Consider the following 24,922-nt stretch of genomic DNA (forward strand, 5'->3'; position numbering starts at 1 on the left):
TCAGTCGAGCAGCGCGGCCCGCGCGGTGGGCCAGCCGGCGACGAATCCCGGGTGCAGTGGCAGGGTGTGCAGCTCGTCGAGCCGGACCCACCGCACCTCGGTGCTCTCGTGGTCCGCGGTCGGGGTCAGCAGCGTGTCGGCCTCGGCCAGCACCCAGGCGTAGGTCCAGCTGCCGTGGTCGTCGACGTACTTGCCGGTCACCCGGTACTGACCGGGGCCGATCCGAGCTTCCTCCCAGCCCTCCCGCATGGCCGCCCGCTCGTCGGACTCCCGGTAGTCCCGCGCCCCGCCGAGCAAGCCCCAGGTCCCGGCATGCTGGTTGGCCGCCGAGCGGTGCTGCATCAATACCCACCGCGTGCCGTTCGCCGAGCGATGGGTCAGCAGCAGACCCGCCGCGCCGTGGCGCCCCCAGTGCCGCTGCCCGCAGTCGCAGTCCACCCAGCCGTCCCCTGACCAGTCGGGGACTCCGGCGCCGGTCGGAGCCGGCTGGTCGACGAGCATCGCCGCTCGGTTGCCCACCAGGTACTGGCGATCGAAGTCGTAGCGGCCACGTCGGATCCAGATGGCGTCGACCCCGCTCAGCGCCGCCCACAGCCCGATGTCCTGTTCGAGCGCCGCGGCGATCGCCTTGCCGCCGCGCCGCCGGGCGGCGGCCGCGTCCTCGTCGCGCCGGCGTCGCGCCTCGTCGACGTGCAGCACGATGGCGTCCTGGTGCAGGTAGCCCAGCAGCGTCGACGACCGGGCCGACCGCCGCCGCTCCGTGAAGCCCCGGCTCGCGCTGACGGCGCTGTACTCGCCGGCCACCTCGTGGTCGGTGGCGAAGTTGGTTCCGCTGCCCCGCATGTTCGCGGCCCACCCGATGAAGGACGTGCCGGTGCGGAACTGTTCCGCCCTGCGGACGGCGTAGGCACCCGCGATGCCCCGGTACATCGGGATGTGCCCGGCGGCCACGATCGCCCGCCAGTCCGCCTCACCCACCACGACCGGTGGGCCGTCCATCCCCTGGACGGCCCACACCTCTCGCAACGCGTCCGCGACGGGCATGGCGGCAAGCCTTGCCAGGTGGGCCCGGCCCCACTGCGCCACGCTCGTGCGGCGCGCACCCGGGTCGAGCCGGGCCTGCCACGCCGCGTCGCCGTCCGGGTAACGGCCGGCCGGGGGGTCCAGCCGAACCTCGACGGCGCGGCGCAACGCGCCGGTGGTCGCCGCCAGCATCGGGACGCGACGTTCCGGCGCCGCAGCCCGAAGCGCGACGGCCAGGCGGTCCGCCATGGCGGCGGACCGGGCATCGGGGGCACTGCCGTGCGTGAGCACCAGCGCGTCCGCCACCAGCACGGTGACGAGGTCGGTCCAGTGGCCCAGGTACTCGGGGCGCGCCGCCCCCTCCGGCCCGAGCTCGAGCAGCGCCTCGATCGGGTCGACCAGTGGGGCCAGCTCGGCGTCGGTGTACCAGTCGGCCAGCGCCCACAGGACGTCGGCGCGGCGGTGGCTCGCGGGAAGCCCCGCGAGGACCCCGCGACCGCCCCCGGCCAGAACCGCCATAGCCAGCGCCGCGCGATCGCGCTCGGTGGCCGTGGCCCAGTATTCGGCCGCCCACCGCGGGCCGTCCTGCTCGGCGCCGGCCGCGATCCACTCGAGCGCACCGGCGACGATCATGCCCAACTGCCCGCCAGGGGTCGGGGTCGCGCGATCGCTGTCGAGCAGGATGTGCATGACGCGCTTCACGACCGGGTGGTGCACCGCCGAGCGTTCTGCCCACGGCGTGCGGGAGATCTCCGCGAAGGTCGGGCCGACCTGCCGCCAGTCCTCGGCCGTCAGCGGCTCGTCCGTACGCCGGCCGTACAGCAGCGGAGCCGCGCGACGCAGCGTGGCGAGCGTGGCGCGCGCCTGGTCCCGGCGCTCGGCCTGCGCCGGATCGAGCACCTGCTGCGGCCACATCCCGTGGGAACCGCTCAGCAGGTCCAGCCCCGCCTCCGCCAGATCGAGCTGCGCGGTGACGAGCGACCGGCTCACACGCCACTGCTGCGCCACCCGGTCCACCGCCATGGCGAGCGTCTCCTCGACGCCGTCGAGCAGATGCGCCCCGACCCGGTCGTCGAAGTGGGCGAGCTGTGCGGCCCAACCGGGTGCCAGGGCCAACGCGACCAGCGCCAGCCGCTCGGCACGCCCCGCGCGCGGCCAGCCCTCCAGCCGAGCGGGCGGCGGACCGTGGCCGCCGAGCAGCTCGACGAGCGGGCCGGGTTCGTCCAGGAAGCGCGGTGCGACCGCCGCGGACGGTGGCCCGACCCGCAGGATCGCCGCGGCGATCCTGGTCCGCCGGTCCACCTGATCCTCGTCCCCGACCGTCGAGGGGAGGACTTGCCACAACCGGGCCCAGTCGACCGTGTCGGCACTCACCTGCTCGGCACCGTGGAGCAGGTAGGTGGCCTCGGCCAGGGCCAGGTGCTGCCCGACGCTCGCGACGCGCTTCGCGGTCCGCCGGTCCCGCGGCAGGAGCTTGCGCAGCTTCGCGTGCCGATCGAGGCCGCGGACCACCCGGTCGTACCGGGACCACGCCTTGGCGAGCTCCGTCGCGTTGCCGGGGTGAGCCGGATCCCTGAGCACGGCGTCGCCCGGCCTCCACAGGGCGTCGAGGACGGCCGCACGTCGCCGGCTCCCGTGCCTCAGCCACCAGAAGCCACCCACCGCGACGACCAGGCCGCCTGCGATCGACCAGTTGCGGATCAGCCGGATGGTCTCCCGATCGTCCTGGCGCCGCTCCAGCTCGGTCAGCTCCGCGCGCAGGCGGGGGATCTTCGCGTCGAGGGAGCTCAGTACCCGGTCGAGCTCGCCGACGTCCGATGCCAGATCCGTGACCCCCAGCCGCAGCGACGCGAGGTCGACAGTGGGATCCGCGGCGTCGCGGATCAGGGCGTCGGCGTCCTGGCGCAGGTAGTACGGGAAGAGGCGCTCGGGGATCGCCCCTGCGAGCTCGACCCCGATCCGCTCGGCCGCTGCCACGATCCGTTCGGATTCGGCGTCGGTCGAGAAGTCCTCGACCCGCCACTGCAGGGACCGGGCGCGCGATGCCAGGGTCACGTCGTCGAGCGAGTCGATGCGCCGGTCCAGCGTGTTCAGCGCGGCGAGGAGCTCGCGAGCCCGGCGCTCGAGCCGATCCCGCTCGTCGTCGGGGGCCTGCGCGGCGGAGGCGGGAACGGCCGGCAGGTCGCGGGCGCTGGTAGCGATCGCCGTCGGGTTCGGCGCTGCCGCGGTCGTAGCCGCACCGCCGGCGAGCACGAGCATCCCGCCGAGGACCGCGGCCGCCGCGACCCGCCTCAGCCAGTTCCTCGAGGGAGCACGAGTGGTGCGACCACCTGTAAGCGCGCGGAGCAGCCAACGCGTCCCGAGGAACGCCACCGTGGCGACCAGCCCGACCTGCACGACGGTCTGCACGGCGTCGATCGCCCAGCCGCCGTCCTGGCCGAGCAGCGGCAGCGGCAACACCGATGCGACGCCGGCCGAGGTCGAGGGCGGCGGGCCACGCCGCCTGATCACGTGCCGCAGCAGCGTGGTCGCAGCGCTGCGCATCGCCGCTACGGTCCCGCGGACGCCGCCCACCGGCGCAGGCGGATCCGTCGGCGCCTGCGGATCCGAGGAGGAGGGAGCGCTGCCCACGGTGTGGGTGGTGCCGAGCAGCGCGGCGGACACGGCCGGCCAGCTGGCCGCGAATCCGGGGTGCAGCGGAATGGTGTCCAGATCCGCGAGGCGCACCCACGCGACCCCGGCGGTCTCGCTGCTGGGCCGGGAGGTGGGGAACCGGGTGTCGGCCTCGGCAAGAACGGTGGTGTAGGACCAGTCGCCGTGGTCGTCGACGTAGCTGCCACGCACGACGTACATCGACCTGTCGAGCCCACCTTCCTCCCAGGCCTCGCGCATCGCGGCTCGAATCGCGGTCTCGCGCCGTGCTCGGGCCCCGCCGAAGAGGCCCCACGTCCCGCCGTGCTGGTTCGCGTCCGACCGGTGCTGCATCAGCAGCCACGTCGTCCCGTCCGTGGCGCGGTGCACCACCAGCAGACCGGCGGCGCCGTAGGTCCCCCAGTGCTGTTCACCGCAAGCGCAGTGGGTCCACCCGTCCCCCGACCAGGTGCCCCGATCGTCCCCGGGCCCGGTGGTCTCGATGAGCATCGCGCCACGGTTGAGCACGAGGTAGTGCCGGTCGAGCGTGCCCCACTCCTGGTGGATCGCGTCGATGCCGCTCAGGGCCGCCCACACGCCGATGTCGTCGAGCAGGCGCGCCACCTCGTCGTGGCCGTCCCGGCGGGCGGCGGCCACGTCCGAGGCGCGCCGGTCGAACGCCTGCCGCGCATCCAGCACCACCGCGCCGGCCCGCAGGTAGCCGGTGAGCACGACCTGGGCGGGCAGCTCCCGTTGCATCGGCCGGAACGGGTTGGGCAGCGACACGCTCCGGGCGAATGTGCCCGCCGTGGCGGGGTCGGTGATGAAGTTGCTCCCGCTACCCCCCAGGCTCGTGGCGAATCCCACGAAGGGCCGCGCCCCGGTACGGAACTGCTCGGCCCACTCCGCGGCGCGTTCCCCGTGAACACCGCGGTACATCGGCCGGTGCCCGGCCGCGAGCAACTCCGGCCAGTCCGCGCCGTCCACCGGGGTCGGCGTGCCGCTCATGCCCTGTGCGTCCAACACCGCGGGCAGCGCATCCTGCGGCGTACCAGCGGTCAGCTTCCGGAGGAACGCCGGATCCCACTCCCCGACCCGGGTGCGGCGATGCGCCATGACGTCCCGGGCGCCGCGCAGCGCGTCGGCGAACGGGGCGGCGTGCGCATCGTGCCGCGGACCGGTGTGCTCCGGACGGCGCCCGCCGCCGGGTAGGTGGAAGTCCCGCTCGTGCTCGAGCAGGCCGTACCACCAGTCGGCGTCCAGCCGGCCGCCTGCCAGGTGATCGGCGATCTCGTCCAGCATCCGCAGGGTGATCACGACCACGCCCCGCTCGGCCCACCCGAACGCGATGACGCCCGGCACCGGCAGCTCGCCGTCCACTACCAGCACCCGGACGCCCGGCGGTCCGCGCGGCATCCGGTGCGGCATCGCCTCCAGCGGCCTCATCCGGGACTCCAGCCCGGGCAGCGCTTCGAGGACGGCCTGCCGGTCGGCCTCGGACAGCGCATCGAGGGCGACCGGCCCGCCGCCGCTCCCGCCACCGAGCGGGCGCGGCGCGGCGCGGCCGAGGGCGGGGACGCCTGCTCGGATCACCGCGACCGTGAGGTCGTCCCGGCCGCCCGCGGCGCGGGCGGCGTCGGCGAGCTGCCGGGCGGCCTCTGCGGGCTCGAGGTAGGCGCCTGCGGAGAGCTTCCCGGCCAGTGCCTTCACGGCCGGCAGGTAGCGCCACAACCCGTCGGTGGCCAGCACCACCAGGCCCGGCAGGTTCGGGCCGAACGTGGTGACGGTCGGCTCGGGGTGGTAGTCGCTGCCGGCCCAGCGGGTCATGATCCCGCCGTCGGTGATGTCGCCGCCCCGCGAGTCGTCGACGGTCAGCTGCAGCCCGTACTCGCCGAGGAACAGCGGGAGGAAGAAGGCGCGGGCAGTGCCGACGTGGATGGTCGTGACGGTGCCGTCGGTGCCGTGGTAGGCGGCCAGGTAGGCCACCGCCCCGTGCCCGGTCTCGGCGGAGTAGCGCCTGGTGAGCGCGTCCAGGCCGGCTTGGTGCGCGTCGCGCAGGGCTTGCGCGGGGGTGCGGGCGGCCCGGTCCGCGCGGGCGAGCTCGGCACGGAACGCGGCGGCGAACTCGATCGCCGCCAGCCGCGAGCCCGGGTAGCTGAACACGCCGTCGACGACCAGGGCGACCCGGTCGCCGTTCGGGAGCGCCAGGAGGGTGGCCGCGTCCTGGTTGGTGCGGTTGCCCAGGCCGCGGCGGGTCGCGGCCGCCATGCCGACGCCGGTCAGGTTCTCGTCACCGTAGGGGTGCTCGGCCCGGTCGGGGTGCGGGATCTCCGGCGACAGCCCTGGTGCCGCAGCCGCCGGCTTGTGGAACAGGTCCGGATGCGCGGCGCGCAGCTCCTTCGCCGCGGCCCGGGCCTTCTCCATCACCCTCGCCCCGCCGATGGTGCGGTGCAGCTGCGACGCCCACCCGTAGTCGCGGTCGATGGCGTAGCGCTCCAGCGACAGGCGGGCCTCGGCCAGTGCCACCTCCCGCTCGGGGCCGGGGTGCAGGCCGTCGAGCTGCTTGCGGGCGGCGTCGAGCTCCCTCTTGATCTCCCGCAGCCAGTACTCGGCGGTGGGCGGGAACGGGTCCACGCCGGGGGCGTGCCGGAGGGCCGCGTCGGTGGCGCCCAGCGTGCGGTCGACCTGGTGCGGGTAGGACCCCACCGACTCCAGGCGGGCGGCGGCGTGGCGGCGGGCCTCGGCCACTCGCCCGTACTCCTGCACCTCGAGGGCGCGGGCCGCGTGCAGCAGGTCCGCCGCCTCGGGCGGCAACGATCGGTCGGGTCGCTGGGCGGCGAGGAGCTCGCCGGCACGCAGTGCCCGGTAGTGGAGCCGGTCCGAGGCGTCGGTCCGGTGCAGCAGCGACCCCAGGAGGCGGCGCTGCTGGCCGGGCACCACCCGATGCCGCCAGCGCGCCACGAACACGTCGCGGGCGGCGCGGGCGAACCGGATGGGAGCGGCGGGGTGGTCGGGCGGCAGCGGCCAGTTGTGCGCGCCTGCCGAGTGCCGCATCCGGTACCCCAGCCCGGTCAGCCGGCGCAGGGTGATGCCGGCGTCGTCGATCCAGCCGTCGCGCCAGTGGCGGAACGCCAGGTCACCGTTCCGCAGCACCTCGCGGAGCGCGGCGACGGCGTTCCGCTCGCCATCGGTGACGCCCGCCGTTCCGAGCTGCGGGACGGCGAGCGCGACCAGCTCCTCACCGCCGGGCAGCCGCGACGAACCGACCGATCCGGCGTGCCGGGCATCGGCCCGCACGGCGTGCCGCAGCCGGGGCCCGGCGGCTCGCCACAGCGAGACCAGCTCGCCGGTGGCGCGGTAGCCACCCGCGGCGTCGCCCTCCAGCGCTCCCATCTCGGCGAGCGCGGCGAGGGCCTGCGCCCAGCCGGTGCCGCCGTACCGCGCTTCCAGCTGTGCGGGGGTGGCCGGGCCACGGCGACCGGCGAGCAGCAGCAACCGCTCCAGCAGGGTGGACGGCGCCGGGTTCGGCTGGGTGCCGGCGGCGGTGGCGATCGCGGCGTTCCACCGCCTCCGGATCTCTTCCCGCTGGGTCGAGGTCAGCTCGACCTCGACGCTCAGCAGCGCGGCCGAGTGCAGCAGCCGCATCCCGGCAGCGAGCTGGCGCATCTCGATCAGCCGCCGGCCATCGGCGGCCGGGTCGCGCGCGGCGATCCCGCGCTCCTCCGTCTCTGCGGCCTCGGTGACGCTGCGCGCCCGCTGGTCGGCCAGCTGCGCCACCAGCTCCAGCGGGTCGCGGCGCGGCTTGCTCATGCCCTCCAGCTCGAACTCCAGCGAGGCCAGCGCGGCCCGCGCCCGCTCCAGGTTCGGGTGCTCGCCCTGGTCGGAGTCCAGGTAGTGATGCTTGATCAGTTCGAGCAGCACCTTGCGCGGACCGGCCAGGTACGCCGAGCGCAGCTCGTTGCGCTTCTTGGCCTGCCTCGCCAGCTCCTCGCGCCACGTCCGGCTCGCGGGTGCCGCCACCGGACCGGCCGCGGCGGCGGCGGATTCGAACTTGGCCCACAGTTCCTGGCCGAGCATCCGCTGGAAGTCGACTACCGCGGCGTCGTCGACCCTGCCGTCCCGACGCAACCGGTCGGCGACCAGCTTCAGGGCAGCCGGGTCGGCGGCCAGGATCGGCACGATCAGCTTGATCGTCCCGGCGTGGTGGGCGCGCCGCTCGTGCGCGGCTCCCTGCTCGTTCAACAGCGCCGCGATGATCTTCTGGTCCGCGGGTAGCGGGTCCCACTCGTCGAGCGGGCGGTGGATCTCGGCGGACATCCGCCGCCACAACCGCCTCGCCAGCCCCTCGGCCAGGCTGCGGTCCAGCCGAGCCGGAGTCGCGCCGGTCCACCCGAACGCCGCCAGCAACGCATCCAGATCCTGCCGGTAGCCGGTGATCCGCTGGTGCAGCCGGTCCCCACGCCACACCCGCCACCGCGCCGGCCGCTCCGGCGAGCGCAGCGCACGACTGCTGCGGAAGCCGTAGAAGCCGTTGCGGACCTCGTCGGGGTCGCGCCACAGCTTCCCGATCAGCCACACCGACGTCGCCACCACCGCGAAGCGCATCAGCACGGTGGCCGGCGAGTTGTCGTTCGCCTCCACCCAGGCCCGTTGCACCCAGGCCAGGTTGATCACGATCGCGGACAGCCCGGCCAGCAGCGGGTCGAGGGCCTTGCGCCACAGCAGCCGGGTGTCGACCGGGGAGAAGTTCTTGTAGTCCAGCCATGCGGCCCGCAGGCGTCGGATCCGCTCCCTGCTGCCCTTCGCCTCGGCCGCGTTGCGCTGCGCCTCCTGCGCCTTCCGCTTCACGAACGGCGCCATGATCCGGCCGACGAGCACGTTGGCGTACTCGGCGATCACCGTCGGTGACGCGTACACCACGGTGGCGATCAGCACCGCGTTGACCAGGTCGCTCCACGCACCCGGCGCCAACCCCTTGCCAAGGGTGCTGACCGCGATCGCCACCGCGGCCGACAGCGTGCCGGACACGGCCGCCTTGATCAGCCTCGTGCGGGCGATGTCCTTCTGCTGCAGTACCGAGCCGGCGACGCCGGCCAGGACCGCCACACCGATCGGCCACAGCCCCACGTAACCGGTGACGAGGCCGAACGCCCTGGCGAGCCCGAGCGCTGCCGTCACCACGTAGGCGGCACCGGCCGATGCCCAGGCCGCGGCCCGCGGCCTGGTCTGCATGCCGGAGGCGCGGTTGGCGTACTGGCGCCGCAGCACGTACCGGAACACCAGCCCGGCGGTGATCGCCGGCACCAGCAGCGCCTTGACCCCGAACAGACCCGGCTGGTTCACGAACACCGGCCACAGGCGCTCGACCAGGGTCACGACCGGCTCGGCGGCGAGGGCGGCACCGACGCCGCCTGCCACCCACAGCCCGACGCGCTTCGCCTGGGCACGCAGGCCGCGCGCCATCGCCCGCAGCGGAGGAGCGCGCGGGTTCCCCGGCGTCCACACCGCCCGCGCCGCCGCCAGCAGCCCCGCCCCCGCGACGATCGCGCCGGCCGGCACGGCCGCGGCCCCCATCCCGACGATCCCCAGCAGCCCACCCGCCGCCAGCCCGACGCCCACCCCGACGCCGAAGGCGGCGATCCGCACCCGCCGTGACCGCAACCGGTCCGCGACCGGGACGTCCAGCGCCAGGCTCGTCCAGAACCGCGTCCGCATCCCGGCCGGGCCGTGGCCGCGGGCGGCCCGGTCCATCCGCCGGGTGGCCCGCTCCGGCGTCACCCCGGCATCGGTCGCGATCTGCACCGCACGGACCCGACCGGCGGCCAGCGCCCGCCCAGCGGCCTTGCGCGCGTCCGCGGCGTTGGTCAGCGCGGGGAACGCCTCGGCGAACCGGGCCGCCACCACGGCGACCGCCTGGTCGAACGCCACGCCCGTGTCCGCGACCCCCGACGGCGGCCGGACCTGCGCAGCATCCAGCCGGCCTGCCCGATCGAGCAGCCGGCGCGCCGCGCTCTCCGGCAACTGCAACGCCCGTGCGATTCGTGCGGCGAGCTGCTCCCCGGTCAGTCGCGCGCCGGGCGGCTGGGCCGAGTTGACCACCGACAGCCAGGCGATCCAGCCGAGCTGCTCGACGGTGACCGCCCGCGCCGTCGCCCGCTGCTCGCGGTGCAGCAGCCGTGCCGTCGCGCCGACCGTGGCCCGCAGCCAGGCCACCGTGCGTACCTGCGCCCGCAGCGCGGGGCCGGCCCGGACGCCGTCGACGAACCGCTGCCACCGGTGACGGAACCCGTCGACGGTCGCCCGGATCCGGGCACCGGCCCACTGCCGCGTCGTGCCGAGGCCCGCTCGGATCGCCTGCCAGCGCCCGGCCACCCACTGGCGCACGGGACCGGACACGGTCTGCCACCCGGCCGCGATCCGCGCTCGGACCTCGTGCGCCGCGTCCCGGACGGTCGGCGGCGTTGCCGGCAGCTTCGTGATGTCGGCCCGGGACAGCCCGGTCGCCCGACGCACCGTGCCCACCCGGACCCCGGCGTCACGGGCGGCCACCGCCGCCTGCAGAACGTTCTTCTGCGCCTCGATCCGGGCGTCGACGAGCTCCTGCTTCGCCTCGTCCCGCACCGTCAGGGCGGAATCCAGTCCTGCCGAGCGGACCGTCACCAGCGCCCAGGCGATCGCCAGCAGCTGCTCGGCTCCCAGCCCGTGAGCGGCCAGCGGCTCGGGCAGCGTCGCCGCTCCGGCCAGCTCCGGATCCGCCAGCCGGGCGCGAACCCGCTCCGGGTGCACCGCGAGGGCATCGGCGAGCCCGGCGACGATCTGCTCGTCGGAGTAGCCCGTCCCGCGCAGCCGCGCGGCCAGCTCCGGCACCCAGCCGAGCCGGACCTGCAGCTCGTGCTCCGACTCGCCCACGGCGCGCGATGCGCCGGCCTCGGCGTCCTCGAAGCCGGGCAGCGGGGCACGTGCCTCCGCGACCTGCTCGCGCAGCCTCCGCGCGGCCTGGCGCTGTCCCGGCCACCACCAGACGCCGGCCGCGGCCAGCGCGTCGGGCTCGGCGACCCCGTACCGGACCGCGACGATGGCGGCGACGAGACCGCCCGCGAACAGCACGACCGACATGGCCGAGCGCATCGCGAAGAAGCGCTTCCACCAGGTCGGGCTGCGCGACCGCGGCTCGGGGCCGCCCGTACGAGGTCCGGCCGCCCGCATCTCGGCGCCTGCGCCCGCACCGGCAGGCGGGGCGGACGGACCCTCCGGCCCGGTTCCGCTCGGCGTGGACCCGCCACCGCCGGTCACCGGCCCACCGCCGCTCGCCGACGGCCCGGAGCCGCCGCCCGGCGCCTCGCCGACGATCGCGCGAACCCGCTCTGCCGGCAGCTTCGTGAGCTCGGCGATCCTGGCCACCGGAACCCCGCCCGCGGCCGCTGCGCGGATCGCTTCCTCCAGCGTCGCGGTGCGCCGCGCCTGCCGCGCCACCAGCGCGCCGTTCGACTCGTCGACGCCCTCGGCCGCGCGCCGCAGCCGCGTCTCGACCGCGGGCAGCTCGGCCGTCACCTGCGCCAGCCGCTCGTCGAACGACCCGGCCGGTTCGCCCAGCCCCGCCGCGTTCACCGGGACGTCGCGGTCCGCGGCGTACAGCCGGACCTCGGCCCGGTCCAGACCCAGCGCCTTGGCGACCGCGGCTTCGCGCACCGCGTCGACACCCGGGTCGGCGGACCACGCGTCCGGGCCGCCGTACAGCCAGCGCACCGCGCGGCGCTGCCAGCCGGCCAGCTCGCTGTCCGTCGCAGCCAGTCGGGTCCGCGCCGCGTCCAGGTCGGCCAGGCCGGCCAGCACGGGCTCGTCCAGCCCGGCCAGCACCGATCGCAGCTCGCGGTCCGCGGCCCTGCGGCGCCGGTCGGCGGCGATGGCCGTCCACTGCCCGTGGACGCGCTCGCGGACCTGCGTCAGCGTTCCACGGAGGTGTGCACCGCTGCGCGTGCGCAGGTCGCCCAGCTTCGCCGGCACGTCCCGCAGCCAGGCGCGGGCACCGCTCGCCCGCCACCGGTCCCGCAGCCCGGCCGGCCGGCCGCGGACGGTGCTCCAGTGCTTCACCACGGCGCGCACGCCGAGGGCGGCACCGGCCAGGCCCGCGGCGATCAGGGCACCGATGCCGACCGTCGTCCACGGCACACCGCCGTCGGGCGCGGCCACCGGCGGCTGCACCGGGGTCGGGCTCGCGGCGGACGTCGGGGTGGGTGCCGGGGTCGGGGTGGGTGTCGGAGTGGGGGTGGGAGTCGGGGTCGGTGGGGTGTTCTCCTCCGGCTTGTCGTCCGGCTTGTCGTCGTTGCCCGGCTGACCGTTCTCGGCCGGCGTCCCGGGAACGGCGAACCGCTCGTCCACGTGGATGTGGTCCCGGCTCTCGACGGTCGGGAACCGGTCGCCCTGCGCCCGGGCCAGCCGGTCCGGGTCGACGCCGAGGCGCGCGGCGATCTCGTCGAAGGTGTCGCCCGGCCGGACGTGGTACCCACCGTTCCAGTTCGCGGGGATGGTGAGCCGCTCGCCGATGCCGATCAGGTCCCGGCTCGCAGGCGTCGGGAACCGACCGGGGTTGGCATCGACCCACGCCTGCTCGGAGACGCCGAAGGCGAGGGCCAGCCCGCTCAGCGTGTCGCCCGGCTGCACGACCGCCTCGCGCGGCGCGGCCGGAACCGGACCGTGCTGCGCGTGGACCGTCTGCACCGCGACGACCGTGCTCGGCCGGTGCTCCTGTGCCGCCGCCTGGGACGCGGAGCCGCCCGCGGCGAACAGGCCCACGACGCTGAGCAGGGCCACCGTGGCGACGACCCTGCCGAGCCTGCGCGGCATCGGCACCGTCAGTCGCTGCAGCCCGGCCCGCACGTGCGGAGCCATGACCACCGCGACCGCCGCGGCCGTCGCAGCGATGGCGAGCACGTCCGCCCCCGGAACACCGATGGGCATCAGCGCCACCCCGAGCACGCTCGCGCCCAGCAGCGCGAGGTCCACCCGGCGACGCGTCATGGGGTCGCTCATCACCGGCGCGCCGATGACCAGCCGGTCCGTCCACCGCCGCGCGGCCATGCCGTGTGCGGCGGTAGGTGAAGTGGTCGGTATCGCCGTGGCCGGCGGGCCGCGGTTGCGCACCAGGTGGATCGCGGTCACGACGGCGGCGGCGAGCACGGCGCCGAGCACGGTGTACCCGGCGATCGAGAGTCCGGCCGCGCCGGCCAGGGCGGCCGCTCCACCGCCGGCCGCGCCCACCACGGTCGCCGCGCCCGCGACCACGCGGGCCGGGAACCGACGGCGGTCCGTCGGCGGGGAGGGATCGCTCGCCGGGAGGATGGTGCGGGCCCCGACTTGGGCCTCCAGCACCAGCAGCGCCACCTGCTGGCCGAGCCCGATACCCGGCGTCCGCGACCGCAGTGCACCCGACCCGGCCGCCACCAGCTGGGCCAGCTCGTCGTCGGTGAGCATCCCGGCCCGGGCCCGGGTCAGCAGTTCGAGTGCCTCGACCGGCCAGGCGGCCCACTCGGCCGCGCCGAGCGGCGCCGAGCGGGGCAGGTCCGCGAGCAGGGCGAGCGTGTCGATCCCGGTCTCCGCACGCAGCTCGGTGAGCCGCCCGTAGGTCACCGGCACGCTCGGGTCGTACGGCCGCCCCGCGGCGATGTGCAGTGCCTCCAGCAGGTCGTCATACGTCCAATTGGTGCGCGCCGCGAGGTCGGCGGCCCGATGCCGGTCGAGCGTGTCGAGCCGCCCGGGGACCGTGGTCTCGGCCAGTGCGCTGCGGACCGCCCGAGTCGCGACGCCCGGCATCCCGAGGTCGGCCAGCTCGTCGAGCGACATCCCGGCCAGCTGCGACAGGGAGGTGACGCCCGCGTTCACGAGGGTGGCGTAGACGAGGTCGCGGTGCCGCGCCGGGAGCCGGTCGATGAACTCCTCGAGCCGGTCCGCGCGCTGCCACAACGCCGCCGCCTCGACGGGGTGCAGCCCGTAGAGCTCCACCGCGCGCAGCTCGTCGCGCACCCGCTCCCACAGCCCGTCCGTCCCGGCCGCGGCCAGCTCGGCGACGCCCAGCTCCGCGAGGACGCGGGCCAGGATGGCATCCCGGGTCGCCGTCTCGGTGCGCACCTGACGGCCCGCAGGCTCCCGGGTGCCGAGCAGCGCGTTGTTCCGCGTTGCCCGCGTGAGCTTGTCGATCACTGTGCCCGGATTCGTCCACCGCTGGGAGTTCTCGGGGTCGCGGACCGGGAGGAACCAGCCGAGCTCGCCGACCGCGATTCCGAGCCGCTCGGCGATCACCCCCTCCGGGACACCGCGGACGTAATCCAGCAGCGCCTGCAGCTCCCGGTTGCTCAGCGAGGCCAGCCGCAGCCGCTCGGCGGGGTTGTTCAGGTTCGCCGGCACCGGCCGGCCCAGCCGCTCCGCCTCCTCCCGCTCGGCGAGCAGCTGTGCCGCCACCACCGCCGTCGCGGCGAGCTCGCCGGCGTCCATGCCCAGGTGGTCCTGCAGCTCGAGAGCCCGCCCCACGGCGTTCACCTGCCGGGTCAGCTCCGCCAGCCGGTCGGTCACCACGGCCAGGTCCGCCTCGGTGTACCGGTAGGGCTGGAACGATCGCTGCGGGAGGTGCTGCCCGATCGTGGCCGCGGCCGCGAGCTCCGGATCGGTGCCGGCGTTCTCGACCTCGAACCGCTCGGCGAGGTCGCGCAGCTGCTGGTTCAGCTCCGGCGACAGCCCGGGGACGTCCTGCCCGGCCCGCAGTGCGGCCAGCTGCGGCAGGTCGATGCCGGCCGGGTTCGTCGGGACCGCCGAGCGCTCCGTCGGCTGCGGGACCCCCTTCGAGTCGAGCACGCCACGGGCCGGCATGCCATTGCGACCGAACGGGTTCCAGTTCCGGCCCTCGACGGCCACCCGGGCCTGCTGCTGCGCACCGCGCTCGGCGCGGGCGGCCAGGTCGGCCTCCCGCCGGGCCAGCCTGAACAGCGCGTCCACCGCCATGGCGTCCACCGGCAGCGGGCTGTCGTCCACGGCACGGACCGCGCTGAACTCGCCCTTGCCGACCGGCTGCAGGACCCGGTCCTCCAGCGACCGGTGCAGGGTCGAGCTGCCGTTCTCGCCCTGGCGGCCGGCCCGGCCGCGGGCCTGGTACTCGACGCGCAGCGACTCGGGGAACTCGGTCAGCACCACGTGCAGGCCGCCGGCCTCGTTGATCGCGTCGTGCCGCAGGCCCTCGGCCTCGACCCGCGCGGCGTTCACCAGGCCCTCGTAGCGCGGGTCCTTCGGGCTGATGCCGGGGTGGTCGCGCTCCATGATCGAGCGGGCCAGCGGCGTGGAGTCCCCGCCCAGCTTGACATCGATGCCGCGGCCCGCCTTGTTGGTGGCCACGGTGACCTGGTGCCACCCGCCGGCCTCGGCGAGGATCCGGGCCTCGTCCGCCGGGCTGGTCCGGGCGGTCAGGACGTTGTGCTCGATGCCGGCATCGCGCAGCCGCTGCGAGAACTGCGCCGCCTCCCGGATCGACCCGGCCACCACCAGCACCGGCCGGCCGGTCTGCCTCGTGGTGACGACGTCCTGGAAGACGCCGTCCCACTTCTCCGCCGCGGTCCGGTAGGTGGTCGTGTAGTCCTCCCGCGCGAGCGGGCGGTGCGGCCGGATGTCGACGACGCCCTTGTTGTAGTACTCGCGGAACGCGGCTACACCCGCCTCGCCGCCGATGGTGCCGGTCATCCCGGCGAAGTCGCGGTTGGCGAGGAAGTCGACCACCGTCATCGCGTCCAGCACGCGGGTGGGGCCCAGCACCTCGACCAGCTCGGCGTACTCGATCGCCTCGGCCAGCCCGTCGTTGTAGCGACGCTCGTCCAGCCGGTGCCCGGTCCTCTTGTCGACCAGGACGACCCGGCCGTCCTCGACGAAGTAGTGGAAGTCCTTCTCGATGACCCACTTTGCGGTGAGGGCGTTCTCGACGTGCCGCTTCAACGGCGCGTAGCTCGCCGTGGACAGATCCCGGCCGGTCTGCTCCTCGATGAAGCGGACGCCGTCATCGGTCAACGTGACCCGGTGGGGGCCGATCTCGTAATGACCCGCCGGGTCGGCCTTGGTGCGCGGCCGGAGCTTCGTCGCGAGCTCCGCCGACCACGCCAGGTCACCCAGCGGCGCCTTGCGGCCCCGGATCGGCGCCGCCAGCACGTGCGGGGTCAGCGCCTCGTCCAGCAGCACCTGGTCGACCTCGTCGATCAGGCGGAACCCACCGCGGTCCCCGTGCACCGGGTGGCCGCGGCTGTTGCGAGCCCGCAGGGCGTCGAACACGAACTCGCTGACCGTGCCGAGGGCGATGTCGGCCCGGTACGCGCGCCGCTTCGACAGCGCACCCCACACCGACGTTGCCGGGCGCACCACCCCGACGCGGGCCCCGAGCAGGTCGGCGATCGGCCGGACCGTCCGGACCGCGGACAGCAGGTCCGTCGGGTTCAGCGCCATCCACTGCGCGCCCTTGCCCGCGACCGGTCGTCCGACCGCGTCCCGGGCGTCGAGCGCGCGCACCGTCATGGCGAGCGACCCGGCGAGCGTCTTGCCCTCGCCGGTGAGCATCTTGACGATGTCCCCGCGCACGAGCCCGATCGCTCCCGCGATCTGCTCGTCGTAGGGCGCCCTGCCGTTGCGCCGGGAGGCCTCGCAGGCGAGCGCGGTGCACTCGACCGTGACCTCTTCGATCGTCCTCCGCCCGCTGCGGACGTCATCGGCGATCGCGGCGAACCGATCCCGCAGCTGCCCGCGGGTGAAGGTCTTCAACTCCTCCCAGAAGGTCTTGACCTGCGTGACCTCGGCCTCGAAGTCCTCGAACCTGCTGACCCGCCGCTCCCCGTTCTGGCGGGTGCCGGAGGCGTTCCCGTTCTCCGACGGCGGGGGCAGGTCGTTCTCGAGCTCGTTGACCTTCGTCTGGTAGCCCTCGCCGGGCTTCGCAGGTGTCGGTTCCTCCGGCCGGGGGCGCGGCCCACCGCCGCCGGGGTTCTCGCCGGCCAGCGGGTCCGGCCCGTCGCCGCCGCTGGTCGGCCGCTGCCCGCCGCCGAGCCGGTCACCGCTGCGCGGCGCGGGCGTCGGGGTCTGGTCGACCGGGTCGGCCGGGCGCGGCCGGCTCGGGGCCGGGGCGGGCTGGTCGCCCTTCGGCGCGCCGCCCTGCCCACCGGCCTGCGGCTGGTGTCCGGTCTGCTGCGGCGCCTGGTCACCGTGGGCACCGGCGCGGCCGGCGCCGTTCTCGGCCGCCGTCACGGTCTCCGCGAGCCGGTCGAGCCCGCCGCGCGTCAGGTCGGTGTACTCGCGCGGGCTCAACCGGCCCTCGGCGATCTGGGACAGGACCATGGCCCGATCCGTCGCCCGCACCCGATCGCGCACCCAGTCCCTCGCGCGCACGAAGGGGTTGCCCTCCAGCGCTCGGTTGGTCAGCCGGTTCTGGTTGCGGAGGGTGCCACCGAACATCACCTGGTCGTACATGGCGACCGCGTTCGCGCGATCGACGCGTTGCTGGCGGAAGGCGTGCAGCGCGTCGGTGAGGTAGCCGGACAGCCCGCGCCGGCCGACCGAGCCCAGGTGGGCGTCGGCGTACAACCCGAACGTCGCACGGGAGTGGCCGGCCCCGATCTCGGCGGCGGTCGCGGCCACGCCGAAACGCAGCCCGAGCCGGTTGTAGGCGAGCATGGTGCCGACCAGGCCGGGGGTCCGGCCGTACCTGGTCTGGCGCCCGAAGAGCCCGTCCGTGCCGATGATCCGCCCGGCGTAGGCGCTGCGGTCCAGGAACGTCCCGAGCCGGTTCAGCCGGGCGGCCTGTGCCTGGAAGGCCATCCCCTCGGTGTAGCGGCCGAGCTCGAACGCGGCGCCCGCCCGGCCCGCCGCGACCTCGGCCGCGCCGAGCACCCGGCCGGCCACCGGTGCGACCAGCCCGCGTGACAGCGCTCCCGCGGCGAAGCGCCCGGCCGCGAAGTTCACCTTCAGCGGGGCGAGCGCCAGTTCCCCGGTCCACCCGGCGAACCGCATGGTCGCGCCGAAGGCCGCGTCCAGACCGGGTACGCGCGTCACCGACCACGCTGCCCGCGCCGCGGCCCATCCGGTACCCAGCCCGGACATCATCGACGTGGTCAGGCCGGCCGACGCGGCACCGGCGCCCTTCGCACCCAGGGAGATGCCCTTGATGATCGCCCCGGCGCCCACCGCGACCAACGCGATCGTTCCGACGTCCTCCAGCAGCGTGGAGACCGGCGCGTAGTAGTAGTCGTTGCCGATCTTGTCCCAGCTGCCGCCGTCCTTCAGCCACCGGTCGTAGAAGTTCACAGCGCCCTGGGCGACCCCGCCGGTGAACGGGTACAGCCGGGCGTAGTACTCCAGGTCGGACTCGCCCTCGCGCTGCGCGGGCTTGTCGAAGCCGACGTGGCCGCCGGTCAGGTCACCGACCAGCCCGTCGGAGCCGAGGACGTCGTACTTGACGCCGTTCCACAGCTCGGTCCCGATCGACTCCAGCAGGCCCGGGATCGCGTAGACGACGACGTCGCCGAGGTCGCGGACGAGGTTCTTGCCGAACTGCCCCGGCGACTTGTCCTCGTGGAGGTCGAGCACGAAGAACTCGCCGTCGAGCTGCCCGAAGGCCTCCTCGTCGATCCGCTGCGTGTCGCACCGCGAGGTGGCCGAGCAGACCTTCTCGGCGTCGTCGCGCCCGGGCGCCTGGGAGTTCAGGGTGATCGTGTCGTCGCCCTCGGGATCGATGAGCTGGCCGCCCGACAGCGCGTGCTCGGGCACGGCCAGACCGACGCACGTCCCGTTGGCGGCGCCGCTGGACCGGCAGTCGGAGAGGGTGTCGCGGTTGGAGTCGACGTGGGTGCTGAACTCGCCGGTGCAGCTGCCGTTGGAGTCGGCGCAGTACCCGAACGCGAACGCCTGCCCCTGCTTCTCCCGGTCCCCGCCCGCCGCGATCGCGGCCGCGGCGAGCGAGCAGTTGCCGGCGACGTCCTTGCCGCAGCTCTTCACCGAGTCGGCGTTGTTCTTGTCCGCGTCCTGGTGGGCCTCGACGTGCGCGGAGTACGAGCAGGCGCGAGCGTTGCTGCTCTGGCACCAGGCCACCGCTTCGACGGTGCGCTTGTCGAGGTCGATCCGGACGTCGGCCGCCACCGAGCACCAGCCCGACCCGGTCGTCCCGGAGTCGGCGCAGTCACCCCTCGCGTTGCCCGCCAGCAGCCCGCCGTCCTCGGTGAGCTCCTCGAGGCCGTGCGCGGAGTAGCGGTAGCTGCAGTTCTCCTCCGGCCCGTCGGTGCCGCAGCCCGCGCCGCTCTGCACGTGCGCCGGGAGCGGGACCTCCTCGCCGTTCTCGCCGGTGACCTTGCGCTCGCCGTCGGCGAAGTACTTGGCGAGCGACGAGGAGGAGCAGAACCCGCCGGTCTGGTTGCAGTTCGACACGCCGTCGCCGTGCAGGTCCTCGCCGTTCGGCGACTCGGCCCATGCGAACGTGTGGGTGGCCGACCGGGTGCAGTTCGTGCCGCCGGTGTCCCCGGTGGTGCACTGGGCGAACGCGTCGACCTTGCCGGTCGCCTCGTCGTAGGCGACGGACGCGATCGTCGAGCACGAGCCCCACGAACCCGAGCAGTCGGAGTAGGCGGTGCCCTCGTGCTTCGTGTGCTCGGTCTCCCGGTCCAGGGTGCCCCACGAGTGCGACTCCTGGGTGCAGTGCGGGCCCTCCGGGAAGCAGCTGGTCTGCGCGATCACGTGTGCCGGGACGACGTCGGGCCGGCCGTCGCCGTCGATGTCCTCCCCCGTGGCGGCCGGCACGTAGTCGAACCGTCCGGCCACCGCGCACGTGCCCGACGTCTTCACGCAGTGCGCGTTGCCGTTGCCGTGCAGCGTGCCCTCGGTCGCGCCGTTCGGCTTCGCCTGGCCGGGCCCGGACACCTCGCCGTGCAGGTGGGCCTCGGACTTCGTGCAGGCGGTCGCGCCGCCGTTGTCGCAGTTCGCGTAGGCGGTGATCTCGCCGGTGCCGGGCTTGAACTCGCCCCCGACGATCGTGGAGCACCACCCGGTGGTGCCCGCGCACTGCGAGACGGCGGTCGCGCCGATCTTGCCGTCCGCGCCGGTGATGTTGGCGTTGGCCCGGGAGCTCTGCGAGCAGGTCCCGCCCTCGACGGCGCACCCGGTGCCGACGACCAGCGTCGGCGGGATCGGGTTGCCCTCGGAGTCGAGGCTCGCCTCGTGGAACTTGACCACGCCGACCGCCGAGCAACCGCCCGGGCCCGCGCCGCCGCAGTGCACGTTGCCGTCGCCGGTCAGCTGCCCGCCCTGGAACGAGGCGTCGATCGTGATGTTCGCGTACTTCGAGCAGTTGCCACCCTCGGTGGCGCAGTACGAGGTGGCCTTCAGCTCGCCGGTCTTCGGGTCGTAGGCGACCTTCGACCCGGTCGCGCAGTACCCGCCTGCCGCGCCGCCGCCCGAGCAGTCCGCTCCCGAGTCGCCGTTCAGGCCCGCACCCGAGCCCGCCGACCGCGAGCTCGTCGCGTAGTACGAGTCGCACGACCCCGTGCCCGAGCACCCGGCCTGTGCCAGCGCGGTCTCCGCGTCCACCTTGACGGTGGCGAAGGAGCCGCAGGACCCGCCGGTGCCGCCGCCCGAGCAGCGCGACCACGCCTCCGCGTGCTGGCCGCCGACGGTCGCGGACGCCTCGGCACCGCTGGAGTAGCTCGCCGTGCAGTTCGACGCGCCCGAGCACCCTGCGACCGCGTTGGCCCAGCCCTTCCCGGCCGACGCCTGCGCGAACACCGAGAGCCCGCCGCCCCCGGGGCCCGATCCCCCGCCCGAGCCGGACGCGTGGGCGTGCGCCCAGCTGCGGTGCGTGCCGTCGTCGTAGGACGCCGAGCTCGATGCCTCACCCGAGTACCCCCAGCGGCAGTTGGCCGCGCCGGAGCAGGACGCGCTCGCGTTGGCGTAACCGGGGCCCGCCGACGCGGTCGCCGACACGGAGACGCCACCGCCGCCGGTGCCGCCGCCACCGGAGCCGGACGCGTACGCCCGCGCCCAGTTGCCGCCGTACGACGCCGACGCCGAGGCGTTGGCGCTGTAGGAGTGGCTGCACCGCACGCCCGCGGAGCCGCCGCACGACGCACCGGCCGAGGCGAAGCCCGGGCCTGCCGACGCCTGCGCGGACACGGCGACGCCACCGCCGCCGATGCCGCCACCGCCGGAACCCGCCGCGTGGGCGCTCGCCCGGTTCCCGCCGTACGCGGCCGACGCGGAGGCGTTCGCCCGGTAGGAGTGGCTGCAGTGCACGCCGTCGCTGCCGGTGCAGGAAGCCGCGGCCTGCGCGCCCCCGTTCCCGGCCGAGGCCACCGCGGTGGTCGCGACGAAGCCACCACCGAACGTCCCCGACCCCGAGCCGGCCGCGTTCGCACTCGCACTCGCGCCGCCCGACGCGTCCGCCGCCGAGCTGCGGGCGCGGTAGGAGTGGGAGCATCCCGAGCCCTTGCTGCCCTGGCACGCGGCCATCGCGACCGCGGCGTCGCCGGTCGTCGTCGCCCCGGCGCCGGTCGCGCACCACCCGCTACCCGCGCCACCGGTCGTCCCGCAGCGCGCGTGCCCGTCGGCGACGTTCCCCCCGGTGCGGCTGTGCGCGGAGCTGGTCGACGAGTAGCTGTGCCGGCAGACCGACCCCTCGCTGCCCTGGCAGGCCGCAGACGCCTGGGAACCACCTTCCGTTGCGCCGACCCGGCTGGTACCGGCGCACGCGCCGGACGTCCCGGCGGTGCAGTCGGTGCTCGACGCCGCCCTGGTCGTCCCGCCCGGCAGGGCGGCGCTCGCCGCACCGTCGGTGTGGGTCCGGCAGCCGGTGCCCGCGCACTCGGCCGTCGTCTCGACGACCCCCTTGCCGGCGAACCCGCCGGTGGCCGCGTAGCAGGCGCCGGACGCGCCGCACGTCGCGGTCGAGGCGCCGCCCACGCCCTTCGCGCCGTCCGCCGTGGTGCGGCTCGACGTCTGCGTCGCGCAGCCGGTCGCGGTGCCGTTGTCGCAGACCGCCTCGACCGAGGCGGAGGTGAGGGCGAGCTGCTCGTCGGCGTCGACCGTGGTGCGCGACGCGGTCGCGGTGATCTGCGCCAGGCACGCCGTGGTGCCGGCGCAATTGGTGGAACCGGTCGCCGTGCTGGTGCTGCGCTGCCCCGCGGGCCCGGCGACGGCCGAGGACTTCCCGCCGGCGCTGCCGGTGCATCCGGCCTCTGCGCACACCAGCTGCGAGGCGGCCTCGGCGGCGCCGGTGGAGCCCGGGATCGGCTCGGCCTTCTCGCCCTCGCCGTTGGTCAGGCCGGAGTCGGTCTCGGCGGTCGCGATGGCGTCGCTGGTGACGGCGCAACCGTTCGCGGCGGCTAGGCAGTGGGCGCCGGTCTCGGCGCGGCCCGGGGTGCCGCTCGTGGCGCCGGTGGTCGCGGCCCGGCAGGCCGGGCCCTCGCACTGGGCGGCCGCGCTCGACCGTGACATCGTCGCGGGAGCGTCGGTCAGCGGCCGTGCGGCCAGCTTCGCGGCTTCGGTGTGGGCGTTGCGGGCCTCGGCCACGGTCTTCGCGGCGTCGGCGGCGGCCTTGCGCTGTGCTGCGGTCGCGCCCGGCCGGGCGGCGACCTCCGCTGCGGCACGAGCTGCGGCCTGGGCCTCGACGGCCTGCTGGCGCGCCTGCTCGGCAGCGGCCTTGCGGTCCTCCGCGACCATGTCGGCCACGACCTGGCCGGAACCCGCGGAAGAGTCGGTCTGTGCGAGGCAGCCGCTCTCCGTGGTGGTGCAGCTGCCGCTGGAGCTGGTCGTTCCGGTCGCGGCCGGTGGGCCGCGCGCCTCGCCCGCGCCGGTCAGGGCCGTCGGACCTTCGTTGCCCGTGGCCGAGGTCCGTGCGGTACCCGCGCACCCCGTGCCGCCGCCGCAGTCGAGGACGGCCGACGCCATCGTCCAGCTGGACGCGCCGGACACGGTCGGTCCACCGGAGTTCGCACTCGAACCGGGTGCGGTCGAGCCCGGCGGCATGCCCTGCTGCTGGGTGTCCGAGCCGTCCGACCGCTGCTCGTCGCCCGCCGCACCGACCTCCTCGTCGGAGACGGTGGCGTTCGCCGTCGAGCCGGCCTGCATCAGCGGCAGGATGACGTTCGCGTCGGGGCCGGACGAGGCGCCGGAGTTCGTCACCGCCTGGCAGTCGCCACCGGTGACGCCCTCACAGGAGCCGGTGCTGCGCGACCCCCGCGGGGCCTCCGACACCGTCGGGTCGGTCGCGGTCGCCGCGCTCGACGCCCGCCCGTTGCAGACATCCTCACCGGAGCAGGCCACAACGGCGCCGGCTGCGGAGGCCGCCGACGGGCCCGCGGTCAGCCGCGCCTCGTTCACCGGCTGCCCGCCGGAGAGGGCCAGTGCGGCCCCGGAGCCGGTGGAGGCGTACGACGTCGATGCGGCCTGGCACCCGGCGGTGCCCCCGGCGCAGCTCGCCTCCCCGGTGGACGTGCGCGGTGTCCCGCCGGCCACGGCGCCGTCCCACGCGGAGGTGGAGGTGCGCACCGAACCGGAGCAGGCCGCCGTGGCACATGCGACGCTCCCCGACGACGACGCCACCGAGGACGGGCCGCTGGTGGGCTGCCCGGGAAGCGGCCTGCCGGTCACCGGGTCGACGGCGACGAAGTCGGGCGCCGACGACGCGGAGGAGCTGGTCTCGCCAGAGCAGCCACCCGCGGTGACGGTGCACTCGGCGGTCGCCTTCGTGCCACGGGCGTGCGGTGACACCGCGGTGTCGCGGGCGCTCGTCGCCGACGCGGCGGAGCCGCCACAGGTCCCGGTGCCGCCGGAGCATTCCACCGACGACGAGGCGGTCGACACGCTCACCGGGCCGGAAACCGCTGCCACGCCGGGGACCGCGTCGCCGGTGGCCGGGTCGCGGTCGGACACCGCCGTTCCCGACGAGCTCGCGCAGCCGCCGCCGTCGCCGTGGACGGTGCAGCTCGCGCTGCCGGTGCTGTCCCGGACGCCCGTGACGTCCCCGGACGCCCCGCCCGCCGTCCGGACCGAGGTGGACCCGGTGCACCCGACGACACCGCAGTCGGCCGCGGCGTCGGCGGTGCTCGCCGCGGACAGCTCGCGACGCGCCGGCCCGACCGCCGCGGCGGCGGTGTCCCCGAGCTCGGCCACGCGGTCGCTCACCTCGGACGTCGCATCGCTGGCGCACTCGCCCGACGCTGTCGTGCAGCGCGTGGACGCGCTCGTCGTGCGTACCGGGGCTGCCGCGCCCGCCGTCGCGGTGCCGGTCACCTTCCCGGTGGTGTCGCTGGTCGCCGAGCCCGTGCAGCCCGCGGCGTCACCGCAGTCGACGCTCGCACCGGCCGAGCTGGACGCCGAGGCGTCGCCGTCCGACAGAGCCGCGAACCGGACCGGTCCGGCCCCGGTCTCGGACTCCTCGATCGAGGTGTCGGTCCCGGTGCCGCTCCCCGCCTCGCACCCGCCGCCCCGAACCTCGCAGGACGCCGTGCCGGTGCTGTCCCGGCTCGCCCCGGTAGCCGTCCCGGTCGCGGATCCGCTGGTCGTGGTCCTCCCGCTGCCCGAGCAACGGGCGCCGTCGCAGTCCACCTCGACGGTGGCCGCGCTGTCCGTCTCGATCTCGTCGGACGAGCCGTCGGCGTCCGACTCGGCGACGGCCCGGCAGCCGCCACCCGCGACCGCGCAGTCCGCACTCGCCTTCGTGGCCGATCCCGGCGCCTTCGTCGCGGCCGTCACGGTGCCCGCGGTACCGGCATCGTGACCGGCGTCGGACTCGCTGCGCGCCGAGCCGGTGCATCCGGTTCCGCAGTCGACCTCGGCCTCCGCGCGGACCTCGCCCGCCTCGTCCAGCTCCACCGAGCTGGAGGTCGCGCAGTCGCCGCCCTGGCAACGCGAGGACCCGCTCCCCGCCCCGCGGCTCGTCCCGAGCTCGTCGCGGTCGGTCGTGCCGGCCAGTCTGGTCGTGCTCGTCGGTTCGTCACGCTCGCTCCCGGAGCTGTTGCTCTCACAGGAGCCACCACGGCTCTCGCATTCCGCGGACGCTTCCTGCGGGGTCGCCCGGCTGCGCTGCTCGCACTCGCCCGTGCAGCGGGCCGACGCCCGGGTGGTCTCCCCGCCGTCGCCCCTGCTGGACGCGCTGCTGCCGCAGCCCCGGTCCGCGCCGCTCATCGTGCAGGACGCCGACGCCTCGTTGTCGCCCGATCTGCTCGACGCCCCGCACCCGGACGACAACCCGGACAGGCAGACCTCTCGATCG

At 75.4% G+C, this 24,922-nt stretch carries 1 protein-coding gene (only partly in view); it reads right to left on the minus strand.

Going from position 1 to position 24,922, the window contains the following annotated elements; all coding sequences use genetic code 11:
• Positions 1–24,922, minus strand: the 3' portion of a protein-coding gene (locus FB388_RS34305; RefSeq protein WP_142106836.1) for a preprotein translocase subunit SecA. Its footprint extends 2,369 nt past the window's final position; 24,922 of the gene's 27,291 nt are visible here — the last part of the coding sequence; its start codon lies beyond the right edge, outside the window; its stop codon occupies positions 1–3.

It is taken from the genome of Pseudonocardia cypriaca (assembly GCF_006717045.1).
In the GTDB taxonomy this organism is placed as follows: domain Bacteria; phylum Actinomycetota; class Actinomycetes; order Mycobacteriales; family Pseudonocardiaceae; genus Pseudonocardia; species Pseudonocardia cypriaca.